The organism is Cupriavidus sp. CP313 (assembly GCF_054072015.1).
The window spans coordinates 232256-249372 of the sequence record NZ_JBSVZB010000003.1 but is presented as its reverse complement, the minus strand read 5'-3'; the positions used below and the strand labels follow the sequence as shown (position 1 = coordinate 249372).

At 63.6% G+C, this 17117-nt stretch carries 12 protein-coding genes; 6 read left to right on the top strand and 6 right to left on the bottom strand.

Going from position 1 to position 17117, the window contains the following annotated elements; genetic code table 11:
* Positions 1-12 precede the first annotated feature (12 nt).
* The 5 genes from ACW4E8_RS05585 (at position 13) to ACW4E8_RS05565 (ending at position 9393) form a co-directional block, all read left to right on the top strand.
* Entirely contained in the window at positions 13-1563 is a 1551-nt protein-coding gene (locus ACW4E8_RS05585) for an acyl-CoA carboxylase subunit beta (protein ID WP_456803606.1), read from the top strand.
* A 65-nt stretch (positions 1564-1628) separates the two neighbouring features.
* Positions 1629-4946 carry a carboxyl transferase domain-containing protein gene (locus ACW4E8_RS05580; RefSeq protein ID WP_456803605.1) on the top strand — a complete coding sequence of 1106 codons (3318 nt, stop codon included), beginning with the start codon at positions 1629-1631 and terminating at the stop codon, positions 4944-4946.
* Between the two features lie 43 nt (positions 4947-4989).
* The gene (locus ACW4E8_RS05575) at positions 4990-7470 is read left to right on the top strand and encodes a CoA transferase (protein ID WP_456803604.1); all 2481 of its coding nucleotides are present in this window, start codon (positions 4990-4992) and stop codon (positions 7468-7470) included.
* A gap of 45 nt (positions 7471-7515) precedes the next feature.
* Positions 7516-8544: a tripartite tricarboxylate transporter substrate binding protein gene (locus ACW4E8_RS05570; protein ID WP_456803603.1), complete on the top strand. Its 1029-nt coding sequence runs from the start codon at positions 7516-7518 to the stop codon at positions 8542-8544.
* Positions 8545-8700: 156 nt separating this feature from the next.
* Positions 8701-9393 carry an IS6 family transposase gene (locus ACW4E8_RS05565; RefSeq protein WP_456803602.1) on the top strand — a complete coding sequence of 231 codons (693 nt, stop codon included), beginning with the start codon at positions 8701-8703 and terminating at the stop codon, positions 9391-9393.
* Between the two features lie 64 nt (positions 9394-9457).
* Here the strand turns inward: ACW4E8_RS05565 and ACW4E8_RS05560 are convergent, their stop codons facing one another.
* The gene (locus tag ACW4E8_RS05560; RefSeq protein ID WP_456803601.1) at positions 9458-10468 is read right to left on the bottom strand and encodes a carbon-nitrogen hydrolase family protein; all 1011 of its coding nucleotides are present in this window, start codon (positions 10466-10468) and stop codon (positions 9458-9460) included.
* 363 nt (positions 10469-10831) lie between these two features.
* On the opposite strand from ACW4E8_RS05560, the gene ACW4E8_RS05555 reads away from it, so the two are divergent.
* Positions 10832-11863, top strand: coding sequence for an AraC-like ligand-binding domain-containing protein (locus tag ACW4E8_RS05555; RefSeq protein ID WP_456803600.1), 1032 nt, complete (start codon positions 10832-10834; stop codon positions 11861-11863).
* A 218-nt stretch (positions 11864-12081) separates the two neighbouring features.
* Here ACW4E8_RS05555 and ACW4E8_RS05550 read toward each other — a convergent pair whose 3' ends face one another.
* From ACW4E8_RS05550 to ACW4E8_RS05530, 5 genes are all read right to left on the bottom strand, one after another.
* Positions 12082-12528 (bottom strand): nuclear transport factor 2 family protein, encoded by a 447-nt coding sequence (locus ACW4E8_RS05550; RefSeq protein WP_456803599.1) that lies wholly within the window; start codon positions 12526-12528, stop codon positions 12082-12084.
* A gap of 19 nt (positions 12529-12547) precedes the next feature.
* Positions 12548-13666 carry an NAD(P)-dependent alcohol dehydrogenase gene (locus ACW4E8_RS05545; RefSeq protein ID WP_456803598.1) on the bottom strand — a complete coding sequence of 373 codons (1119 nt, stop codon included), beginning with the start codon at positions 13664-13666 and terminating at the stop codon, positions 12548-12550.
* Positions 13667-13724: 58 nt separating this feature from the next.
* On the bottom strand, positions 13725-15167 hold the full coding sequence (locus ACW4E8_RS05540) for an aldehyde dehydrogenase family protein (RefSeq protein ID WP_456803597.1): 1443 nt from the start codon (positions 15165-15167) through the stop codon (positions 13725-13727).
* Entirely contained in the window at positions 15164-15388 is a 225-nt protein-coding gene (locus ACW4E8_RS05535; RefSeq protein ID WP_456803596.1) for a hypothetical protein, read from the bottom strand. The genes ACW4E8_RS05540 and ACW4E8_RS05535 overlap by 4 nt, the downstream gene beginning before the upstream one ends.
* Positions 15389-15573: 185 nt before the next feature.
* Positions 15574-17082, bottom strand: coding sequence for a class I adenylate-forming enzyme family protein (locus tag ACW4E8_RS05530; protein WP_456803595.1), 1509 nt, complete (start codon positions 17080-17082; stop codon positions 15574-15576).
* Between the last annotated feature and the right edge of the window lie 35 nt (positions 17083-17117).

Here is a 17117-nt window from a genome sequence, read left to right as displayed (position 1 = left end):
GGAGACAGGACAGTGAGCTGGCAGCCCGAAATCGACGAACTTGCCTACCGACGGCGGCTTGCCGCCCGGATGGGCGGCGAAGGCAAGGTGGAACGCCACAAGGCGGCCGGCAAGCTAACGGTGCGCGAGCGCATCGATGCGATTGCCGACCCCGGTTCGTTTCACGAGGTAGGAGGACTGAGCGGCAGCGGCCGCTATGACAGCAACGGGCGGCTGGTGGACCTGCTTCCGTCGAACCTGGTGATGGGCCGCGCACAGGTCGGCGGGCGGCCGGCTGTTCTGGTGGGGGACGACTTCACCGTGCGCGGCGGCGCCAATGAAGGCGCAGTGGGCGACAAGCTGATCCACGCCGAAAAGATGGCGCACGACCTGCGGCTGCCGATGATCCGGCTGGTCGACGGCACCGGCGGCGGCGGTTCGGTGCGCAATATCGAGATCAAGGGCCATACCCTGATCCCCACCATGAAGGTCTGGCAACACGTGGTGGAGAACATGTCCGTGGTGCCGGTGGTGTCACTGGCATTGGGATCCGTGGCGGGCATGGGGGCGGCACGCGTGGCCGCCAGCCACTATTCGGTGATGGTCAAGGAAACCTCGCAACTGTTCAACGAGGGCCCGCCATCGGTGGTGGCCCGCGTCGGCGAGGAACTGAGCAAGAACGAGCTTGGCGGCAGTCAGATCCACACCCGCAACGGCGTGGTGGACGATGAGGTCGGCACCGAGCAAGAGGCCTTTGCGCGCGCGCGCCAATTCTTGTCCTATCTGCCGGCTTCCGTTTTTGAACTGCCGCCGCGGCTCGAGCCCAACGACGACCCGGCACGCCGCGACGAATGGCTGCTGTCGGCGATTCCACGGGATAGCCGTGCCGACTACAAGATCCGGCCCATCGTGCAGGCGCTGGTGGATGCCGATTCCTTCTTCGAGATCGGCATGCACTGGGGATGCGCCATCGTCACCGCATTGGCCCGCCTGGATGGCTGGCCGGTGGCGGTAATCGCCAGCGATCCGTCCTTCCATGGCGGCAGCTGGGACAGTGCCAGCGCCGAGAAATTCACGCGCTTCGTCGATATGGCCCAGACCTTCCACCTGCCCGTGATCAACCTGGTCGACACGCCTGGGTTCCAGGTCGGCCTGGAGGCCGAGAAGGCAGGGATCATGCGCTACGGCGTGCGCGCGCTGGCGGCGCTCTACCAGGCCACGGTGCCGTGGTGCTCGGTCATCCTGCGCCGTGCCTACGGCGTATCGGCAGCCGGCCACCAGCACATGGGGCGGTTCAACTTCCGCTATGCCTGGCCATCCGCCAACTGGGGGGCATTGCCGATCGAAGGCGGCCTCGACGTCGCCTACAAGGCCGAGATCGAAGGGGCCGACGATCCGGTGCAGAAGCGTGCCGAGATCGAGCAGCGCGTGCGCAGCCTGACTTCACCGTTCCGCAGCGCTGAAGCTTTTGTCATCGAAGACATCATCGACCCGCGAGATACCCGCACGCTGCTGTGCGAATTCGCCAACCTGGCGGCACCGCTGCGCGAAGCCGGCATCAGCCGGTTTGGCGTCCGGCCTTGAGCGGGCCGCTGATCCAGCGCGTGCGTGCCCGGCACTGACATCGAAATAGAATCGAGGAGACTGCATTGAAGAAGCTGTTGATTGCCAATCGAGGGGAGATTGCGCTGCGCGTCCTGCGCGCCGCACGCGATCTCGATATCGGGACCGTCGCGGTCTACTCGCAAGACGACGTGGGCGCATTGCACCGGATCCTGGCCGATGAGGCAGTTGCCCTCGACGGCGCCGGCCCGGCTGCGTACATCGACATTGCAGGCATCATTGCCGCGGCGAAAGCATCCGGTTGCGATGCGATCCATCCCGGCTATGGCTTCCTCAGCGAACGCGCTGATTTTGCCCAGGCCTGTCATGACGCCGGCATCCGCTTTATCGGCCCTACCGTCGAGCACCTTGCGCTGTTCGGCGACAAGGGGCGAGCGCTTGAGCTGGCGGCCGACAGCGATGTTGCGGTCATGCCGGCGACACGTGGCGGCGCGTCGCTCGACGAAATCACCAGCTTCTTCGACAAGCAAGGCGGCGCCGGCGTAGTGATCAAGGCTGTCGGCGGCGGCGGCGGCCGCGGCATGCGCGTGGTCCGGCGTCGCGAGGACCTGGCGGAAGCCTATGCGCGCTGCAGGTCCGAGGCGAGTTCGGCGTTTGGCATCGATGCGCTGTACGCCGAGCGGCTGGTTGGCCGGGCGCGCCATATCGAAGTGCAGGTAGCCGGTGACGGGGCCCATGTCATTGCCCTCGGCGAGCGCGACTGCACCTTGCAGCGGCGCTTCCAGAAGCTGGTGGAAATCGCGCCCAGCCCGGTGCTCAAGCCCCAGCTGCGCGAGCAGATCATCAAGGCGGCGCTCAGGCTGGCGCGCCGCGTCAACTACGAGAGCCTGGGCACCTTCGAGTTCCTGGTCGAGGAAACCGAAGCCGGCGAGCAGAAGGACTTTGTCTTCATCGAGGCCAATCCCCGCTTGCAGGTCGAGCACACCATCACCGAGCAGGTCACAGGCGTCGATCTCGTCGCGCTGCAGATCGGGCTTGCCGCGGGGCGGACCCTCGCCGATCTCGGCCTGGATCCCGCTGCGCCGCCCCAACCCAGGGGATACGCCATCCAGGTGCGCATCAACGCGGAGATGACCGACGCACAAGGCCTTGCACGTCCGGCACAAGGCCGCCTTGAGCGCTTCGACCCGCCCTCGGGCCCCGACGTCCGCGTCGATTCGCACGGCTACACCGGCTATGAACCGTCGCCCAATTTCGACACCTTGCTGGCGAAGCTGATCGTCAGCAGCGCAACACCCAAGTTCGATGCCGCAGTGCGGCGCCTGCAGCGCAGCCTGGCGGAATTCCGCATCGCCGGCGTGCCGACCAACCTGAACCTGCTGCGCGCGCTCGTGCAGCGCGACGACTTCCTCTCCCAGGACGTACATACCCGGCACTTCGAAGCGATCGTGCAGGAGCTGACCACATCGGCGGAGGCCATTGCGCAAGCCGGACGTGCGCAGGAGGCACTGCTGGGCGGCGCGGCCCGTCCATCGCAGGCGCTCACGCCGCGCCAGCCTGACCCCGAAGAGGAAATCGGCGAAGGGCTGGTGGCGATCCGCGCGCCGCTGACCGGCCGGCTGGTAGAGATTGCCGTCCGCCTGGACGATATCGTCAAGCCGGGGCAGACGGTCGCGGTGCTCGATGCCATGAAGATGGAACACGCCATCGCTGCGGAATGTGGCGGCCGCGTGGTCGACCTGAGGCTGGAGCCGGGCGCGCTGGCATCCGAAAACCAGATCCTGATCGTGCTGGAGCAGCTGGAGGCCGATGGCATCTCCGTGGCTGCCGCCCAGCAGGTCAATCCCAATGCGATCCGCGCGGACCTGCAGCGCGTGCTAGACCGGCATGCCTACCTGGATGACGCCGCGCGCCCCGATGCCGTTGCAAGGCGCCGCTCGCGCGGGCAGCGCACGGCGCGCGAAAACGTCGCCGACCTGTGCGATCCGGATACCTTCGTCGAGTACGGCGCGCTGGCGCTGGCCGCACAGGCGTCGCGCCGCAGCCAGCAGGACCTCATTGTCAACACCCCTGCGGACGGCCTGATCACCGGCATCGGCAATATCAATGGTGAACTGGTAGGCAAAGAGCGGGCACGTAGCACGGTGATGGCCTACGATGCCACGGTGCTGGCCGGAACGCAGGGCAAGCGCAACCATATCAAGACCGACCGCATCGTGGAGGTCGCGCTGCGCGACGAGCTGCCCCTGGTGCTGTTTGCGGAAGGCGGTGGCGGGCGGCCCGGCGACGTCGACTTCCCTTCGGTGTCCGGGCTATACCAGCCGTCGTTCGCCGCGTTTGCCGAGCTGAGCGGCAACGTGCCGGTGGTAGGCATTGTCTCGGGGCGCTGCTTTGCCGGCAACGCGGCCTTCCTCGGCTGTTGCGACGTCATCATTGCCGACAAATCGGCCAACATCGGCATGGCGGGACCGGCCATGATCGAAGGGGGTGGCCTTGGCATCTTCAGCCCCGAAGAAGTCGGGCCGGCATCGGTGCAGTCTGCCAATGGCGTGGTCGATGTCCTGGTCGACAACGAGGCGGAAGCCGTGCAGGCAGCCAGGCACTATCTGTCCATGTTTCAGGGGCGTGTGGCGCACTGGAGCGCGCCGGACGCATTGCCGCTGCGCCATGTCGTTCCCGAGAACCGGTTGCGTGTGTACGACACCCGCAAGGCCGTCGAGGGTATCGCCGACGTCGGCAGCGTGCTGATGCTGCGCAGCGGCTTCGGCGCGGGCATTCACACCGCATTGGCCCGCGTCGAAGGGCAGCCCGTCGGCATCATGGCCAATAACCCGTATCACCTTGGGGGTGCCATCGATACGGATGCCGCGGACAAGGCGTCCCGCTTCATGCAGTTGTGCGATGCGCACGGGCTGCCGATCATCTCGCTGATCGACACCCCAGGGTTCATGGTGGGGCCAGACGTCGAGGCTCGCGCACAGGTGCGGCACGTGTCGCGCATGTTCCTGACGGCGGCCAAGCTGCGTGTCGCCTTGCTGGCGGTGACGCTGCGCAAGGGCTACGGCCTTGGCGCCATGGCCATGGCGGGCGGTGGCTTCCGCTCGGCAAGCTTCACCGTATCCTGGCCGACCGGTGAGTTCGGCCCGATGGGCTTGGAAGGCGCAGTCAGGCTGGGCTTCAAAAAGGAGCTTGAGGCCGTTCCGGATGGCCCCGAGCGCAAGGCGCTGTTCGAAAGGCTGGTCGCCCAGTCCTATGAGCGCGGCCACGCGATCAACACGGCGGCTGCCGTTGAGATCGACGCCGTGATCGACCCCGCTCAGACACGGAAATGGATCGCACAGGGCATCGCGTCCGCAGACGTGCGCCGCCGCAGGGAGCGCCGCGGATTCATCGATGCGTGGTAATCGCAGTACCTGACGAGTCCATACACAGAGCCAAGAGGTTTCCATGATCAAGCATGGTATTGACCCGGCGCAACTGGCGCTGGGCGGGTTGCGCGTGCTCGAGGTCGGCAGCGGGCCGTCGCTGGCGTACGCGGGCAAGCTGTTTTCCGATTTCGGCGCCGAGGTCATCAAGGTGGAAAACCCGGCTGGCGACGCATGGCGGCAGATGCCGCCCATGCTCAGCGCCGCGGGTGCCGCGGGAGGCGCGCAGCCGGAAAGCGCGCTCTTTGCCTGGCTGAACACGAACAAGCGCAGCGTCACCGCAGATGACGGGAACGCCGATGACGGCGCGTGGCTGGCTCAGCTCGCGCGGACGTGCGACATCGTGCTGGATGCCCGCGCACTGACCGAAGGCCCGGGCATTCTCGGTACGCCGATCTGGCAGGGTGCGGCCGATGAAACGCACGCGCACGAGCCGATCGAGGTGGCCCTCACCTGGTTCGGCGAGAGCGGGCCGTACAGCCATTACGCTGGCGCCGAGGCGGTGTGCCGCGGCCTTGCCGGCGCCGTGCACGCGAGTGGCCCGGCAGACGGTCCGCCACACATGCCGCACGACGTGCAGTCGGCGATCGTGGTCGGGCTGAGCGCATTCTCGGCCGCCGTTGCAGCGCTGATCGGAAGCGCCCAGGGCAGCCGCCGCTATGTGCTGAGTGCCCACGAGTCGGTCTTCAGCGTTGTCGAGATGGAGGCTGGCATGGTGCAGGACAAGCGCCATCCGCTCCGGCGTCTTGGCGTCAACCGGTTCTGCGGCACGCATCCGGCCGGCATTTATCGGACTGCCGATGGGTGGATCGGCATCTTTACGCACACGCTGCCACAGTGGAAGGGCTTGTGCGAGGCCATCGGACGTCCCGAGCTTGGCAGCGATCCTCACTACGCGAATGGCCAGGAGCGGATGAGCCGCGCGGACGAGATCGACGCGTTGCTCATTCCTGCGTTCCTTACGCGCACGGCCCAGCAGTGGTTCGAGATCCTGGGCGACAAGAAGCATCCGGCTGTCATCGTGCCGACCATGGAGACATTGCTTGGCCAGGAAGTGCATCGCCAGCGCGGTGCCTTCGTCCCGGTCGTCGCGGGCGGCGTTTCCTTCGAAGGCCCCGTCGTGCCGCTACGGCTAGATGCGGCGGGACCGCTGCCGGGCGGGGCTGCGCCGGCAAAGGGGATGCACGATCTGCACTATCGGACCTCCGGACTGGAACATCGCCCCCGTCTGAAGCTCAGGCGAACGCCTGAAGAGCGCTTGCCCTTGCAAGGCATTCGCGTCGTCGACCTGACAATGGGCTGGGCGGGACCACTTGCGGCCAGGACGCTGGCCGATTTCGGAGCGGAAATCATCAAGGTCGAAAGTACCGGCTATCCGGACTGGTGGCGCGGCGCGAATTTCACGGAAGCGTTCTATCGGGAAAGGCTGTATGAGAAGAATTCGAATTTCAACCTGATGAACCGCAACAAGCTGGGCATCACCCTGGACCTGACGCACCCCGAAGGCAAGCAGTTGCTGCTGCAGTTGGTCGAGGGCGCGGACGCGGTCATCGAAAACTATTCTGCAGAGGTCTTGCCAAAGCTGGGCCTGGACTACGAGGCACTGCGCGCCAGAAACGAACGGGTGGTCATGCTGTCGATGCCGGCATTTGGGCTCGGCAATGCGTGGAGCAATACCCGCGCCTACGGCGGCACGCTCGAGCAAGCCAGCGGGCTGCCGCTGTATACGGGGCACCCCGATGGCCCGCCGGCCATGACGTCGTACGCCTACGGCGACCCGATCGGCGGCTTGAATGCAGCCGCGGCGATGCTGCTGGCGCTGTTTGCCCAGAAAGCGACGGGCCAGGGGCGGCACATCAACCTGTCACAGGTGGAGGCCATGTTGCCAATGGCCGCGCCGTTCATCCTGGAGCAATCCATCACCGGTGCCGTTTCGCCGCGGCAGGGCAATCGGCATCCGATGCACTTCCCACATGGCTGCTTCCGCTGTGCAGGCGATGATGCGTGGATCGTGCTTTCGGTTACCGATGCGCATTGGCCCGCCCTGTGCCGAGCGATCGGCAGGGAAGACCTCGCGGCCGATCCGCAGCTGGCGCAGGCATCGGGGCGGCGCGCCGAGGAGGAGAGGATCGACGAGACGATCAGGTCCTGGTGCCTGGCCCGGGATCCTGAAGAGGCGATGCGGCTGCTGCAACAGGCTGGGATCGGCGCCGGCGTGGTCCGACCCATGTCGCAGGTGCTGCAGGACACCCATCTGCACGCGCGGGGATTCTGGCGTGAAGTCGAGCGCTCCCACATCGGCACGTACACGGCGAGCACTGCCTGGTTTCGGACCGGACCACATCCCGCGCCCATCCGAAACGTCGCGCCGACCCTGGGCGAACACACTGAGGCAGTGTTGACCCGCATGCTTGGACTGAGCCCGGACCAGATCGCAAACCTGGAGCGACAGGGCATCACTGGCACGGTGGCGAAGCCAAAACACGCGAAGGAAATGCCATAGGCCCGGCAAGGATTCAGAACACCATTACGACGATACGGAGACGACATGAGCAAACCGACATGGATGCTGCACTGCCAGGCACGCGCAAAAGGCAGCAAATTCGGCATGGTGGCAGCCGCGACGGCTGTCCTGGCCGCGACAATGGCCGCGCCGGCCGCGGCGCAGAATGCTGGGTGGCCTAACAAGCCTATCCGGATGATCGTTCCCTTCCCGGCCGGGTCGTTCACCGATACCGTGGCACGCGTGGTTTCGGAGCGCCTGACCAAGTCCCTGGGCCAGCCCGTGGTCGTGGAAAACAAGGCGGGAGCAAATGGACTGATCGGTGTCGCCGAGGCTGCCAGGGCAGCGCCCGACGGGTATACCTTGCTGGTCACCAACTCCAGCAGCATCACTATCAACCCTCAAATCTACAAGAAAGGCAATTACTCGCCGAAGGACTTCACGCCAGTCACCCTGGTCCTTGAGGCGCCATTCATCCTCGTCACGAATCCGGACTGGTCGCAGAAGAACGCGGTCGGTTCGGTACCGGATCTCGTACGCTACGCGACGCAGAATCCCGGTAAGGTCAGCTATGGCTCGGCCGGGCCAGGCAATATCGCCCATCTCAGCTTCGCCATGCTCAACAACAGGGCGAAGATCAAGACCACTCACATCCCGTACAAGTCAGCTGCGCAGGCGCAACTGGCCGTGATCAGCGGCGAACTGGATACTGCCTTCGACACCTGGACGGCGCTGCCCCAGATCAAGGCAGGGAAACTGAAGCCCATCGCCGTCAGTGCCTCGAAGCGAATGGCGCAGTTGCCGGATGTGCCGACGCTCGAAGAGCTTGGTATCTCGCCCTTTAACGTGACGTTCTGGATCGGGATGCTGGCGCCGGCGGGCACGCCGCCGCAGATTGTCCAGAAGCTCCACTCGGTCACGCAAGGGCTCCTTGACGACGGCAAGGCGAAGACAGCGCTGGCCCAGCAAGGCGATGTCGTCATGATCGATCCGGCCAACTTCGCGAAGCGCGTGGAGAAGGAAGAAGGCAGTTGGACGGCGGTGATCCAGCGCGAAGGCATCACGCTGGATTGATCGGGCAAGCGTCACGGCCGGGACGCCGCCGCGTCAGCGCGCGGAGACGCCCGGCCGTTCCAGCCCGTAGTGGCCGCGCAGCGTGCGCGGGCTTTGTCGCAGTAAGCCTCCGGTAAAATGGGCCGGTGTCGAGCTCAGCACGTGTGGGCAACAGTCATGAACCCGGAAGTTGCAAAGGTATTGAAGCGTTTGCACTACCCGCTGGAGGTGATGCTGACCTGCGTACGCTGGTACGTCGCTTATCCGCTGAGCCTGCGTCAGCTCGAAGAAATGATGGCCGAGCGTGGCATCTCGGTCGATTACTCGACCATGCACCGCTGGGCGCTCAAGTTGCTGCCGGCGCTGCACAAGGTGTTTCGTCGTCGCAAGCGCCCTGTGGCCAAAAGCTGGCGTATGGACGAGACCTACATCCTGGTACGCGGTCAGTGGAAATATCTGTATCGGGCAGTGGACAGGGCTGGCAATACTATCGACTTCCTGCTGCGCGCCCAGCGCGACAAGGCGGCGGCACAGCGCTTTCTCAAGAAGGCTGTCGAGCAAAACGGCGAACCCGATTCAGTGACCATCGACGGCAGCCCGGCCAACCTGGCTGCGCTGCACGACATCAACGCCGACCGGGAGACGCCCATCGTCATCCGCCAGGTCAAATACCTGAACAATATCGTCGAGCAGGACCACCGAGCCATCAAGCGCCTCACTCGACCGATGCTGGGGTTCAAGAACTTTCGCTGCGCGAGCGTCCTGTTGGGCGGCATCGAACTGATGCACATGATTGCCAAGGGCCAGATGCAGTGCAGCGATGGAAGCACTGCGTCTGCTGCCCAGCAATTCTACTCGCTGGCCGCATAAGCCAACGACCACCGCCGGCTTCACCCGCTTACGCCTCCTTACTGCGACACAACCATTCTTCGCGTTACGCGTTGCTCGCTTCCTCATGCGGCGTCTCGCTGTCGAGCGGCAACGAGAAGCGCTCTACGCGATTGCCTTTCCTGGTGTTGAGCAGTAGACGGTGAACGTCCGGCCGCGAATAGTGGCCCACCGGATCCATCGCATTCTTTGCCACGCCGATGGCGCCGAGATCGATGTCCGCGTACAGCAGGCCCTCTTCGTCTTGTGCCAGTTTGTCGCACAGCGGGCTGCCGTCCGGCCCGTAGATCACGGCATGCCCGCCGCCAGCGCGCACCAATTGGTGCTTGTCTTGTGTATCGCACAATTCGTCGATCATCGCCTCCGAGATCACGGCACAAGGCGCGAGAACGAAGCACGAGCCCTCCACGGCATAAACCCTGCTGATCGCGTTATTCACTTCCCAGCCCAGCGCATGCGCGTACGGTTCATAGGCGGAGAAGCTCGGCCAGCAGGCAACGTGAACCTGCTCATGCTGTGAATACATCGCGTATTTGTTGAGGGACAACATGTTCTCCCAGCAGCACAGCGCACCCAGGCGGCCAAGTTCGGTCTGGTGAACGGCGAGATCACTGCCATCACCTTCGCCGAACACCATGCGCTCCGCGTGTGTCGCCTTCAGCTTGCGACGCCGGGCAATGGTTTCGCCGTCCGGGCCGATCAGCCATTGGGCGATGTAGAGCGTGCCACCGTCGCGCTCCGACAGGCCAAGCACCACGGTAATGCCACAATCACGCGCGGCCTGGGCCAGGCGTTGGGCCTGCGGACTGTCGTAGCTCAGCGAATTGTCGAAGTAGCGCTGTACGAAACCGCGGGCGATACCCCATACCGGCGCACCCATCCAGATGTGCCATGGATAACCCGGAATCCAGGTTTCCGGGAACGCGATCAGCTTGGCGCCTGCCGCGGCCGCCTCTTCGATGTACCGAATGGTCTTGTCAACCGTCGCATCGAGGTCCAGCCAGACTGGCGCCGCCTGCACCACCGCCACCTTGTATTTGGGATGAATGATTCCCATCGCTTGCTCCTGATAGTGTATTTATCCGCGCCGCGCGCCACGCCCTGTTTCGGACCTGCCCTCCACCTGCAGTGGCGGGGACGGAACTGCAGTGTAGGAATCGTCCAGCGGATCCGCTTTGCTGGATCGCTCGGGAATCTTGTCTGGAAATCTCTTTCCGGAATACCGTGCGCAGCGGCAGCTGTGCAGCGTTGGCCGTTCGGCCGGGTTAGGGACGATACGAATGGCTCGTCGATCGGGCGACATGCTAGGTTTGATCGCTTCTCAGGGCCATGCTGACTTTGTGAGGAAGAACGCCTTGCGCGAGACAGGCGTGCAAGTTGCTTAACGTATGGCATGCCAGAAATGCTGAGGTCTCCGCTCATGAAACAATTCGATGCATCGCATGGCTCCTCGCCACCAATAAGGGCAGGGGAGGGCATTCGACAAGTGCTCTCGACCTCAGCCGTGCCGGCCAGTCAGCGCTTCGAATACTGGCTCGACATGATCTGCACAATCTATGTGCACCTTGACTGTGCTTCTCCTGGGGAATTGCCTTTTTTTGGAAATATCGAACTCAGCACCGTCGGTCCACTGAGATTTACGTGCCTGTCCTCCAATGCAAAGCGGGTGTGGCGAACGCCCGCCTGCATTCGCAAGGAAGCGGAAGACTACTACCTCGTCCAGCTGCAACGCGCGGGACACGGCGTCGTCTGCCAGGACGGCCGCCAGGCGATGTTGGGGGCAGGGGACTTTGCCGTGTATGACTGTACGCGCCCCTATGAGCTGCATTTCGACGGCGACCATCACGACGTCACCGTGCTGCGGCTGCAGCGGACTTGCCTGGAAACTTCGGTAAGTGGCCTCGGCCAGCTCACGGCCACCACCGTCCCCCGGCAGAGCGCTGCGGCAAGTCTGCTGCGGGTAATGCTGGAGACCCTGCACGTCGATCTCGACAACCTTCATCCGTCTTCCGCAGACAGTGTGTCGGAGGGACTGGCCAGCATCATCGCCGCTGGGTTGCGTGGCTTGCCCGGGGCCAATCTGCACAAGGCTTCAAATCTGGAGGCCTATCACCGCGCGCGCATCAAGGCATATCTGCGCGAGCATCTGCGCGAGCCGGGAATGACGGTAGGGAGCATCGCGAAAGCCCTGTCGATCTCCCCGGCGCATCTGTACAGACTGTTCCAGAACGAACCGCAGTCGCTGGGCAAGCTGATGTGGCAATGGCGCCTGGAAGGCTGCCAGCACGACCTGGTCGATCCGCGCCAAGCGGAGCGCAGCGTTAGCGATATTGCGTACTCGTGGGGGTTCAGTGACGTTGCGCACTTTAGCCGGGTCTTTCGCGAGCGCGCCGGCATGTCGCCAAGGGACTGGCGTGCGGCCAGGCGCGAGGCAATGCAGGCCCCCCAGTGAAGCACTAATCAAGAATCGCGAACCTGTGCGGACGCGCCAGCGGCAACACGCCCGCATGCCTGCCCGGCACATCCCGGGCAGGCGCAGCTTAAGGAGTGACAATTGCTTTTCAGGACGTCGCCGCGTTCGCTCGCTTGCACCGCCTCGTTGATTTCAGACAACGAGTGTTTGCGCAGCATGCCGTCAAATGGGAAAACGCCAGCGTCCGATGAAGATAGCTATTGCAGTCCGCGTGGATCGTCGGCATAAGGTGTCTTCACGCCCATCGGCATGATGGACCGGTCATAATATTCGGTGCAGCATTTGACGAGCCCGTTTTCGTCAAGGTCGAGAACGATAACGGCGCGGGCTTTGAATGGGCGATTTGTTGGCTGCATCATGTTCTCGCCTGCCCCCAGCGGCTCTCCATCGAATGTCCCGGTCCCTTTGTAGAGAAGAATTGCCGTCATGCCGTCGACAAGCACCCGCTCGAGCTCGGCTTTGAAGTCGGGGACTGCAGCGTGCCATTTGCGATGATGCAGCCGGACGAACTCGCGCCCCTGCCGCGCCAACCCCCAGGAAGGATCGACATACAGGCCATCCTCTGTGAAAAGGTCGGCAAACGCAACCGAGTCGGGTTGCTGGAGCTGGTCAAGCCATCGGGTGGCGATGTCGGTGACGTTCATGATGTTTCCTTAGGATGGTTCAGGGAGTGACGATTGCCTTCAGGACATCACCGCGTTCGCTCGCTTGCACCGCCTGGTTGATCTCAGACAGCGGGAATTTGCGCAGCAGCTTGTCAAACGGGAAACGCCCCTGGACCCAGAGCTCGATCAGTTGGGGAATAAAGATGTCGGGGATGCTGTCCCCTTCGATAATGCCCCGCACCGTGCGGCCGAACAGGATCGTATTCAGGTCCAATGCGACTTCCGTACCTAACGGTGCAACGCCAATGACACCGCAGGTCCCTGTCAGCCGCAGACAGTCCACAGCCTGGCGCACCACGCTCGGAATTCCCGTGCACTCCAGCGAGTACTGGACACCTTCGCCACCGCTGATTGCCGCGATCTGCGCGGTGGCATCACACTCGGCGCCATTGATCACATGCGTTGCGCCCAACTCCTCGGCCAACGCAAGTCGCGCAGGCATCACATCCACCGCGATGATCATGGTACAGCCGACCACACGTGCGGCCATGACTGCCGCCAGTCCGACCGAACCAGCGCCGAACACGGCGATGCTTGAGCCCGCACCAGGCTTCAGCGCATTAATCACCGCACCGGCACCAGTCTGGATGCCGCAGCCGAGCGGCCCCATCAACTCGATCGGCACGTCCTTGCGCACCTTCACCACGTTGCGCTCCGTCGCCACCGCGTATTCCGCAAACGACGACTGGCCGAAAAAATATCCGCTTAGGCGCCCGCCATGCGCCGAGCAGCACGGCGAGGAACCATCCGGGCGCGCACCCGAAAAGTTCCTGGCATACAGGTCAGGGCAGTACCCATACAGTCCCTTCTGGCAGTTGGCGCAGACGCCGCAGCTCGCGTAGGTCAGCACGACATGGTCGCCGGGCGCGACCTTGGTGACGGCAGCGCCGACCTGTTCCACGACACCGGCCCCCTCGTGGCCCAGCACGGCCGGCAATGGAGTCGGGAAATACTGGTCGCGCACCACCATGTCCGTGTGGCAGACGCCGGTGCCAAGGATCCTGACGAGCACCTCGTTGTCTCGGGGTTCTTCCAGCCGGATCTCCTCGAGCAGGAACGGGCCTGACTTTTCCCGTACCACAGCGGCCTTGACGATCCGCAGTTTTGTCTTCTCCATTAGCTCTGACTCCCAGGTTCCAATGCTTATCGTGGTTTGCCGAATGAAGCGGACCGCATCAGGCCGCCAATGGCTTGCTGCGGATGGTTTGCAGGTTGGAGTACTCGGCCAGGCCATGCAGCGAGTTCTCGATGCCCAGGCCCGATTGCTTGTGCCCGCCAAAGGCAACGTGTGGAGAGAACACATGGACCTGGTTGATCCATACCGTTCCCGTTTCCAGTCGGGCTGCGATGCGCTGCGCCATGTCCGTGTCGCGAGACCATACCGAGGCGGCAAGGCCATAGTGGCTGCGGTTTGCCCGGTCGATGACATCGTCGAGGTCGCGCCATTTCAGCAGTGGCAACACCGGTCCGAACGCTTCCTCGGTGACGCAGCGTGCATCTTCAGGCGGGTTGTCGATCAACGTGACGGGGATGAAATAGCCAGGCTGTTCAGGCACATCGCCACCAAGCAGGAACTTGTGTCCCTGCGCCCGCGAGTCATCCAGCAGATCCCGCACCTTGTCGTATTGCATGCGGTTCTGCAGCGGACCTAGTTCCACGCTGGCACCGGTCCATTCGCCCATCTTCACGCTCTTCGCATAAGCGACCAGTGCCTCGGCGACCTCGTCGTAGATCTCTTCGTGGATGTAGAGACGTTTGCAGGCAACGCAGAACTGCGCGCTGTTGGCGAACGATGCCCAGAACAGGTCTTTGGCGATCTTGCGCGGATCAACGTCCGGCAACACGATGGCTGCGTCGTTGCCACCCAGCTCCAGCGTCAGGCGTTTCAGGTTGCTTGCCGCGCTCTGCATCACCTTCCTGCCCGTCGCGGTGGAGCCGGTGAATGCGATCTTGCCGATATGCGGATGTTCCGTCAGCCATTGCCCCAGTTCATTGCCACCGGAGATGATATTGAGCACCCCAGGCGGCAGCACGTCTTGCGCCAGTTCACCGAACCAGAGCGTGCACAGCGGCGTGTAAGGGGAGGGCTTGAGCACCATCGTATTGCCGGCGACCAGCGCCGGCGCGATCTTCCAGATCGCCAGCAGCAGCGGGAAATTCCACGGCGTGATCCCTGCGACCACGCCGATCGGCGTGTAGCGCGTGACCACCGCGTCATCGCTGTCCACGTCCACGGCTTCGTCATCAAGGCGCTGCTTCGCAATCTCCCGACACCAGTGAACCGATCCGCCGATTTCCCATTCGGCTGCGGCACGGCTCTTGCCTTGCTCCGTGCACAGCAACTGGACGAACGCTTCGTAATTGCGCTCGATGATGTCGCCAAGCGCCGTGACCGCGCGCTGCCTGTCTTCTATCGCCGTGGCAGCCCACCCTGGGAACGCCGCGCGGGCCGCTGCGACGGCAGCCTCGAGGTCGTCCCTGGATGCCAGCGGGAAGGGGCAGATCCCCTGCTCGGTGGCCGGGTTGATCGCGACCCCTGTTTGCGCCGACTCGATCCGCTTGCCATCGATCGTCATCGCGTACGGTACGCGTCCCGGTTCAGTCGTTGCTTGGTTCATTGGTCTTGTTGCTCCTTGACGGGGAGATGGGAAAGCAGCGCTACGCTGCCGTGGGAAACTCTGGTCGGCACCTCGCCTGATACCGGAGAAGCTTTGCAGCGCGACGCCTGAAGCTCGGCTTCAAGCTGGCCGACGACTTGACTGAAGTGGCTTTGATGCGCCAGCCAGGCATCCCATGCGTAGTCAGCCAGCGCGGCACCGGCCGGGACCATCAACGCCATGGCAGCCACGACAAGCGCGGCACAAGACCGACGCCGGGGTGTTCCGGCCGGACAGCACGGCTCGCGCGACGCACCGCCAAGCATTTGCCGTAGCCAGCCCAGCAAGGCGATGCCCGGACCGAGCGCCACCATTGCCAACAGGCAACAAGCCATATCTGGCCCTCCTGGATAGGTTTTGAATTGCGTTAACTGCGTTTCAGGTGCCGGCGCAAAATCTTTCCGGACGCGGTCTTTGGCAGGTCATCGACGAACTGCACCATTCTCGGAAGCTTGTAGTTCGCCAGGCGAGTGCGGCAGAACTCGAGGATCTCGTCCGGGGTAACGGACATGCCGCGGGCCAGCACGACGAACGCTTTCGCCAGTTCGCCCTTGGTTGGATCGGGCACGCCTACCACCGCCGCCATGGCCACCGCCGGGTGGGCGCAAAGCACCCGTTCCAGCTCGGCCGGATAGATGTTGTAGCCGCCGGTGATGATCATGTCCTTGAGGCGGTCGACGATATAGATGAACCCGTCACCGTCGATATAGGCCAGGTCGCCGGTGTGCAGCCAGCCTTCTGCATCGATGGCTTCGGCGGTGGCGTCGGGGGCGTTCAGGTAGCCCTCCATCGTCAGCGGCCCTTTCAGCACGAGCTCGCCGACCTCGTTTGTCGTCAGCGGCAAAGCGGAGCCGGGGCCGACGACGCGAGCCTGCATGAACGGCAGTGGGATACCGATCGATCCCAAGCGACGCGGTCCGTGCAGGCAGTGGGTGGTACCCAGGCCGCCAAGTTCCGTCATGCCCCACAGCTCGAGCAGGGGAACCCCGAACCATGCTTCCACCTGTTCCATTTTGGCCAGCGGCATGGTTTGCCCGCCGACCGTGCAGCGCGTCAGCGATGACAGGTCGTAGTCGGCCAGATGCGGGAAGTCCAGCAGGTACATATACATCGTCGGCACGCCTTCAAATAAGGTGGCGCGATGCTGCTGGATACTGCCCAGTATGTCCTTGGGCTTGAAGGTGCTGTGGAGCACCAGCGTCATGCCATAGGCGATGGCGCTGTTCATGACGATGTTCCCGTAGACGTGCGAGAGTGGCAGCGCACTGACCACAGTGTCCTCCGCGGTGCGGACATGGAACATGGCCGTCATCGCGGTATTCAGCAAGATCGAGCGGTGTGACAGTACGGCACCTTTGGGATTGCCCGTCGTCCCGGACGTGTAGGCGATCGTGCTGATGGCCTCGGGGACGACCGGGCGTTCGCCATCGATCGACTCTGACGGGGCGGCGATCCATGCCTCGAAACCTTCAATCCCGCCGGACCGACCCTGAAACGAGATCAGGCTTGGCACTGCGCTGTCGGACTGCTCGCGTAGCGCTGCAAGCTTGTCCAGCTGGCCGAACACAGCGGCCGCTTGGCAGTCGCGGATGGCATACAGTGCCTCGGACGCGGTCAGCATCAGGTTGAGGGGGTTGGCGACGCAACCCGCTTTCAGGATCCCATAATAGGCAATGATCCACTCGGCGCAGTTGGGCGAGTAGAGCGACACCCTTGTCCCTGGCTCAAGCCCGCGTCTGATCAAATGGGCAGCCACATTTGACGACAGGGTGTCGATTTCCGTGAACGAGTAACGCCTCCCATCGACAATTAGCGCAGTCTTATCGGAATACTTGACTGCCGAATGCCTGATGAGGTCTCCAATGGATGTTTCCACGTCGGGGTCTCCGCGTCGCGCTCTCGATTTGTTGG

What these genes read in the sequence shown, in the direction of transcription:
- ACW4E8_RS05575 (WP_456803604.1), top strand. Translation starts at nt 4,990, where the DNA reads ATGATCAAGCATGGTATTGACCCGGCGCAACTGGCGCTGGGCGGGTTG.
- ACW4E8_RS05570 (WP_456803603.1), top strand. Translation starts at nt 7,516, where the DNA reads ATGAGCAAACCGACATGGATGCTGCACTGCCAGGCACGCGCAAAAGGC.
- ACW4E8_RS05565 (WP_456803602.1), top strand. Translation starts at nt 8,701, where the DNA reads ATGAACCCGGAAGTTGCAAAGGTATTGAAGCGTTTGCACTACCCGCTG.
- ACW4E8_RS05560 (WP_456803601.1), bottom strand. Translation starts at nt 10,468, where the DNA reads ATGGGAATCATTCATCCCAAATACAAGGTGGCGGTGGTGCAGGCGGCG.
- ACW4E8_RS05555 (WP_456803600.1), top strand. Translation starts at nt 10,832, where the DNA reads ATGAAACAATTCGATGCATCGCATGGCTCCTCGCCACCAATAAGGGCA.
- ACW4E8_RS05550 (WP_456803599.1), bottom strand. Translation starts at nt 12,528, where the DNA reads ATGAACGTCACCGACATCGCCACCCGATGGCTTGACCAGCTCCAGCAA.
- ACW4E8_RS05545 (WP_456803598.1), bottom strand. Translation starts at nt 13,666, where the DNA reads ATGGAGAAGACAAAACTGCGGATCGTCAAGGCCGCTGTGGTACGGGAA.
- ACW4E8_RS05540 (WP_456803597.1), bottom strand. Translation starts at nt 15,167, where the DNA reads ATGAACCAAGCAACGACTGAACCGGGACGCGTACCGTACGCGATGACG.
- ACW4E8_RS05535 (WP_456803596.1), bottom strand. Translation starts at nt 15,388, where the DNA reads ATGGCGTTGATGGTCCCGGCCGGTGCCGCGCTGGCTGACTACGCATGG.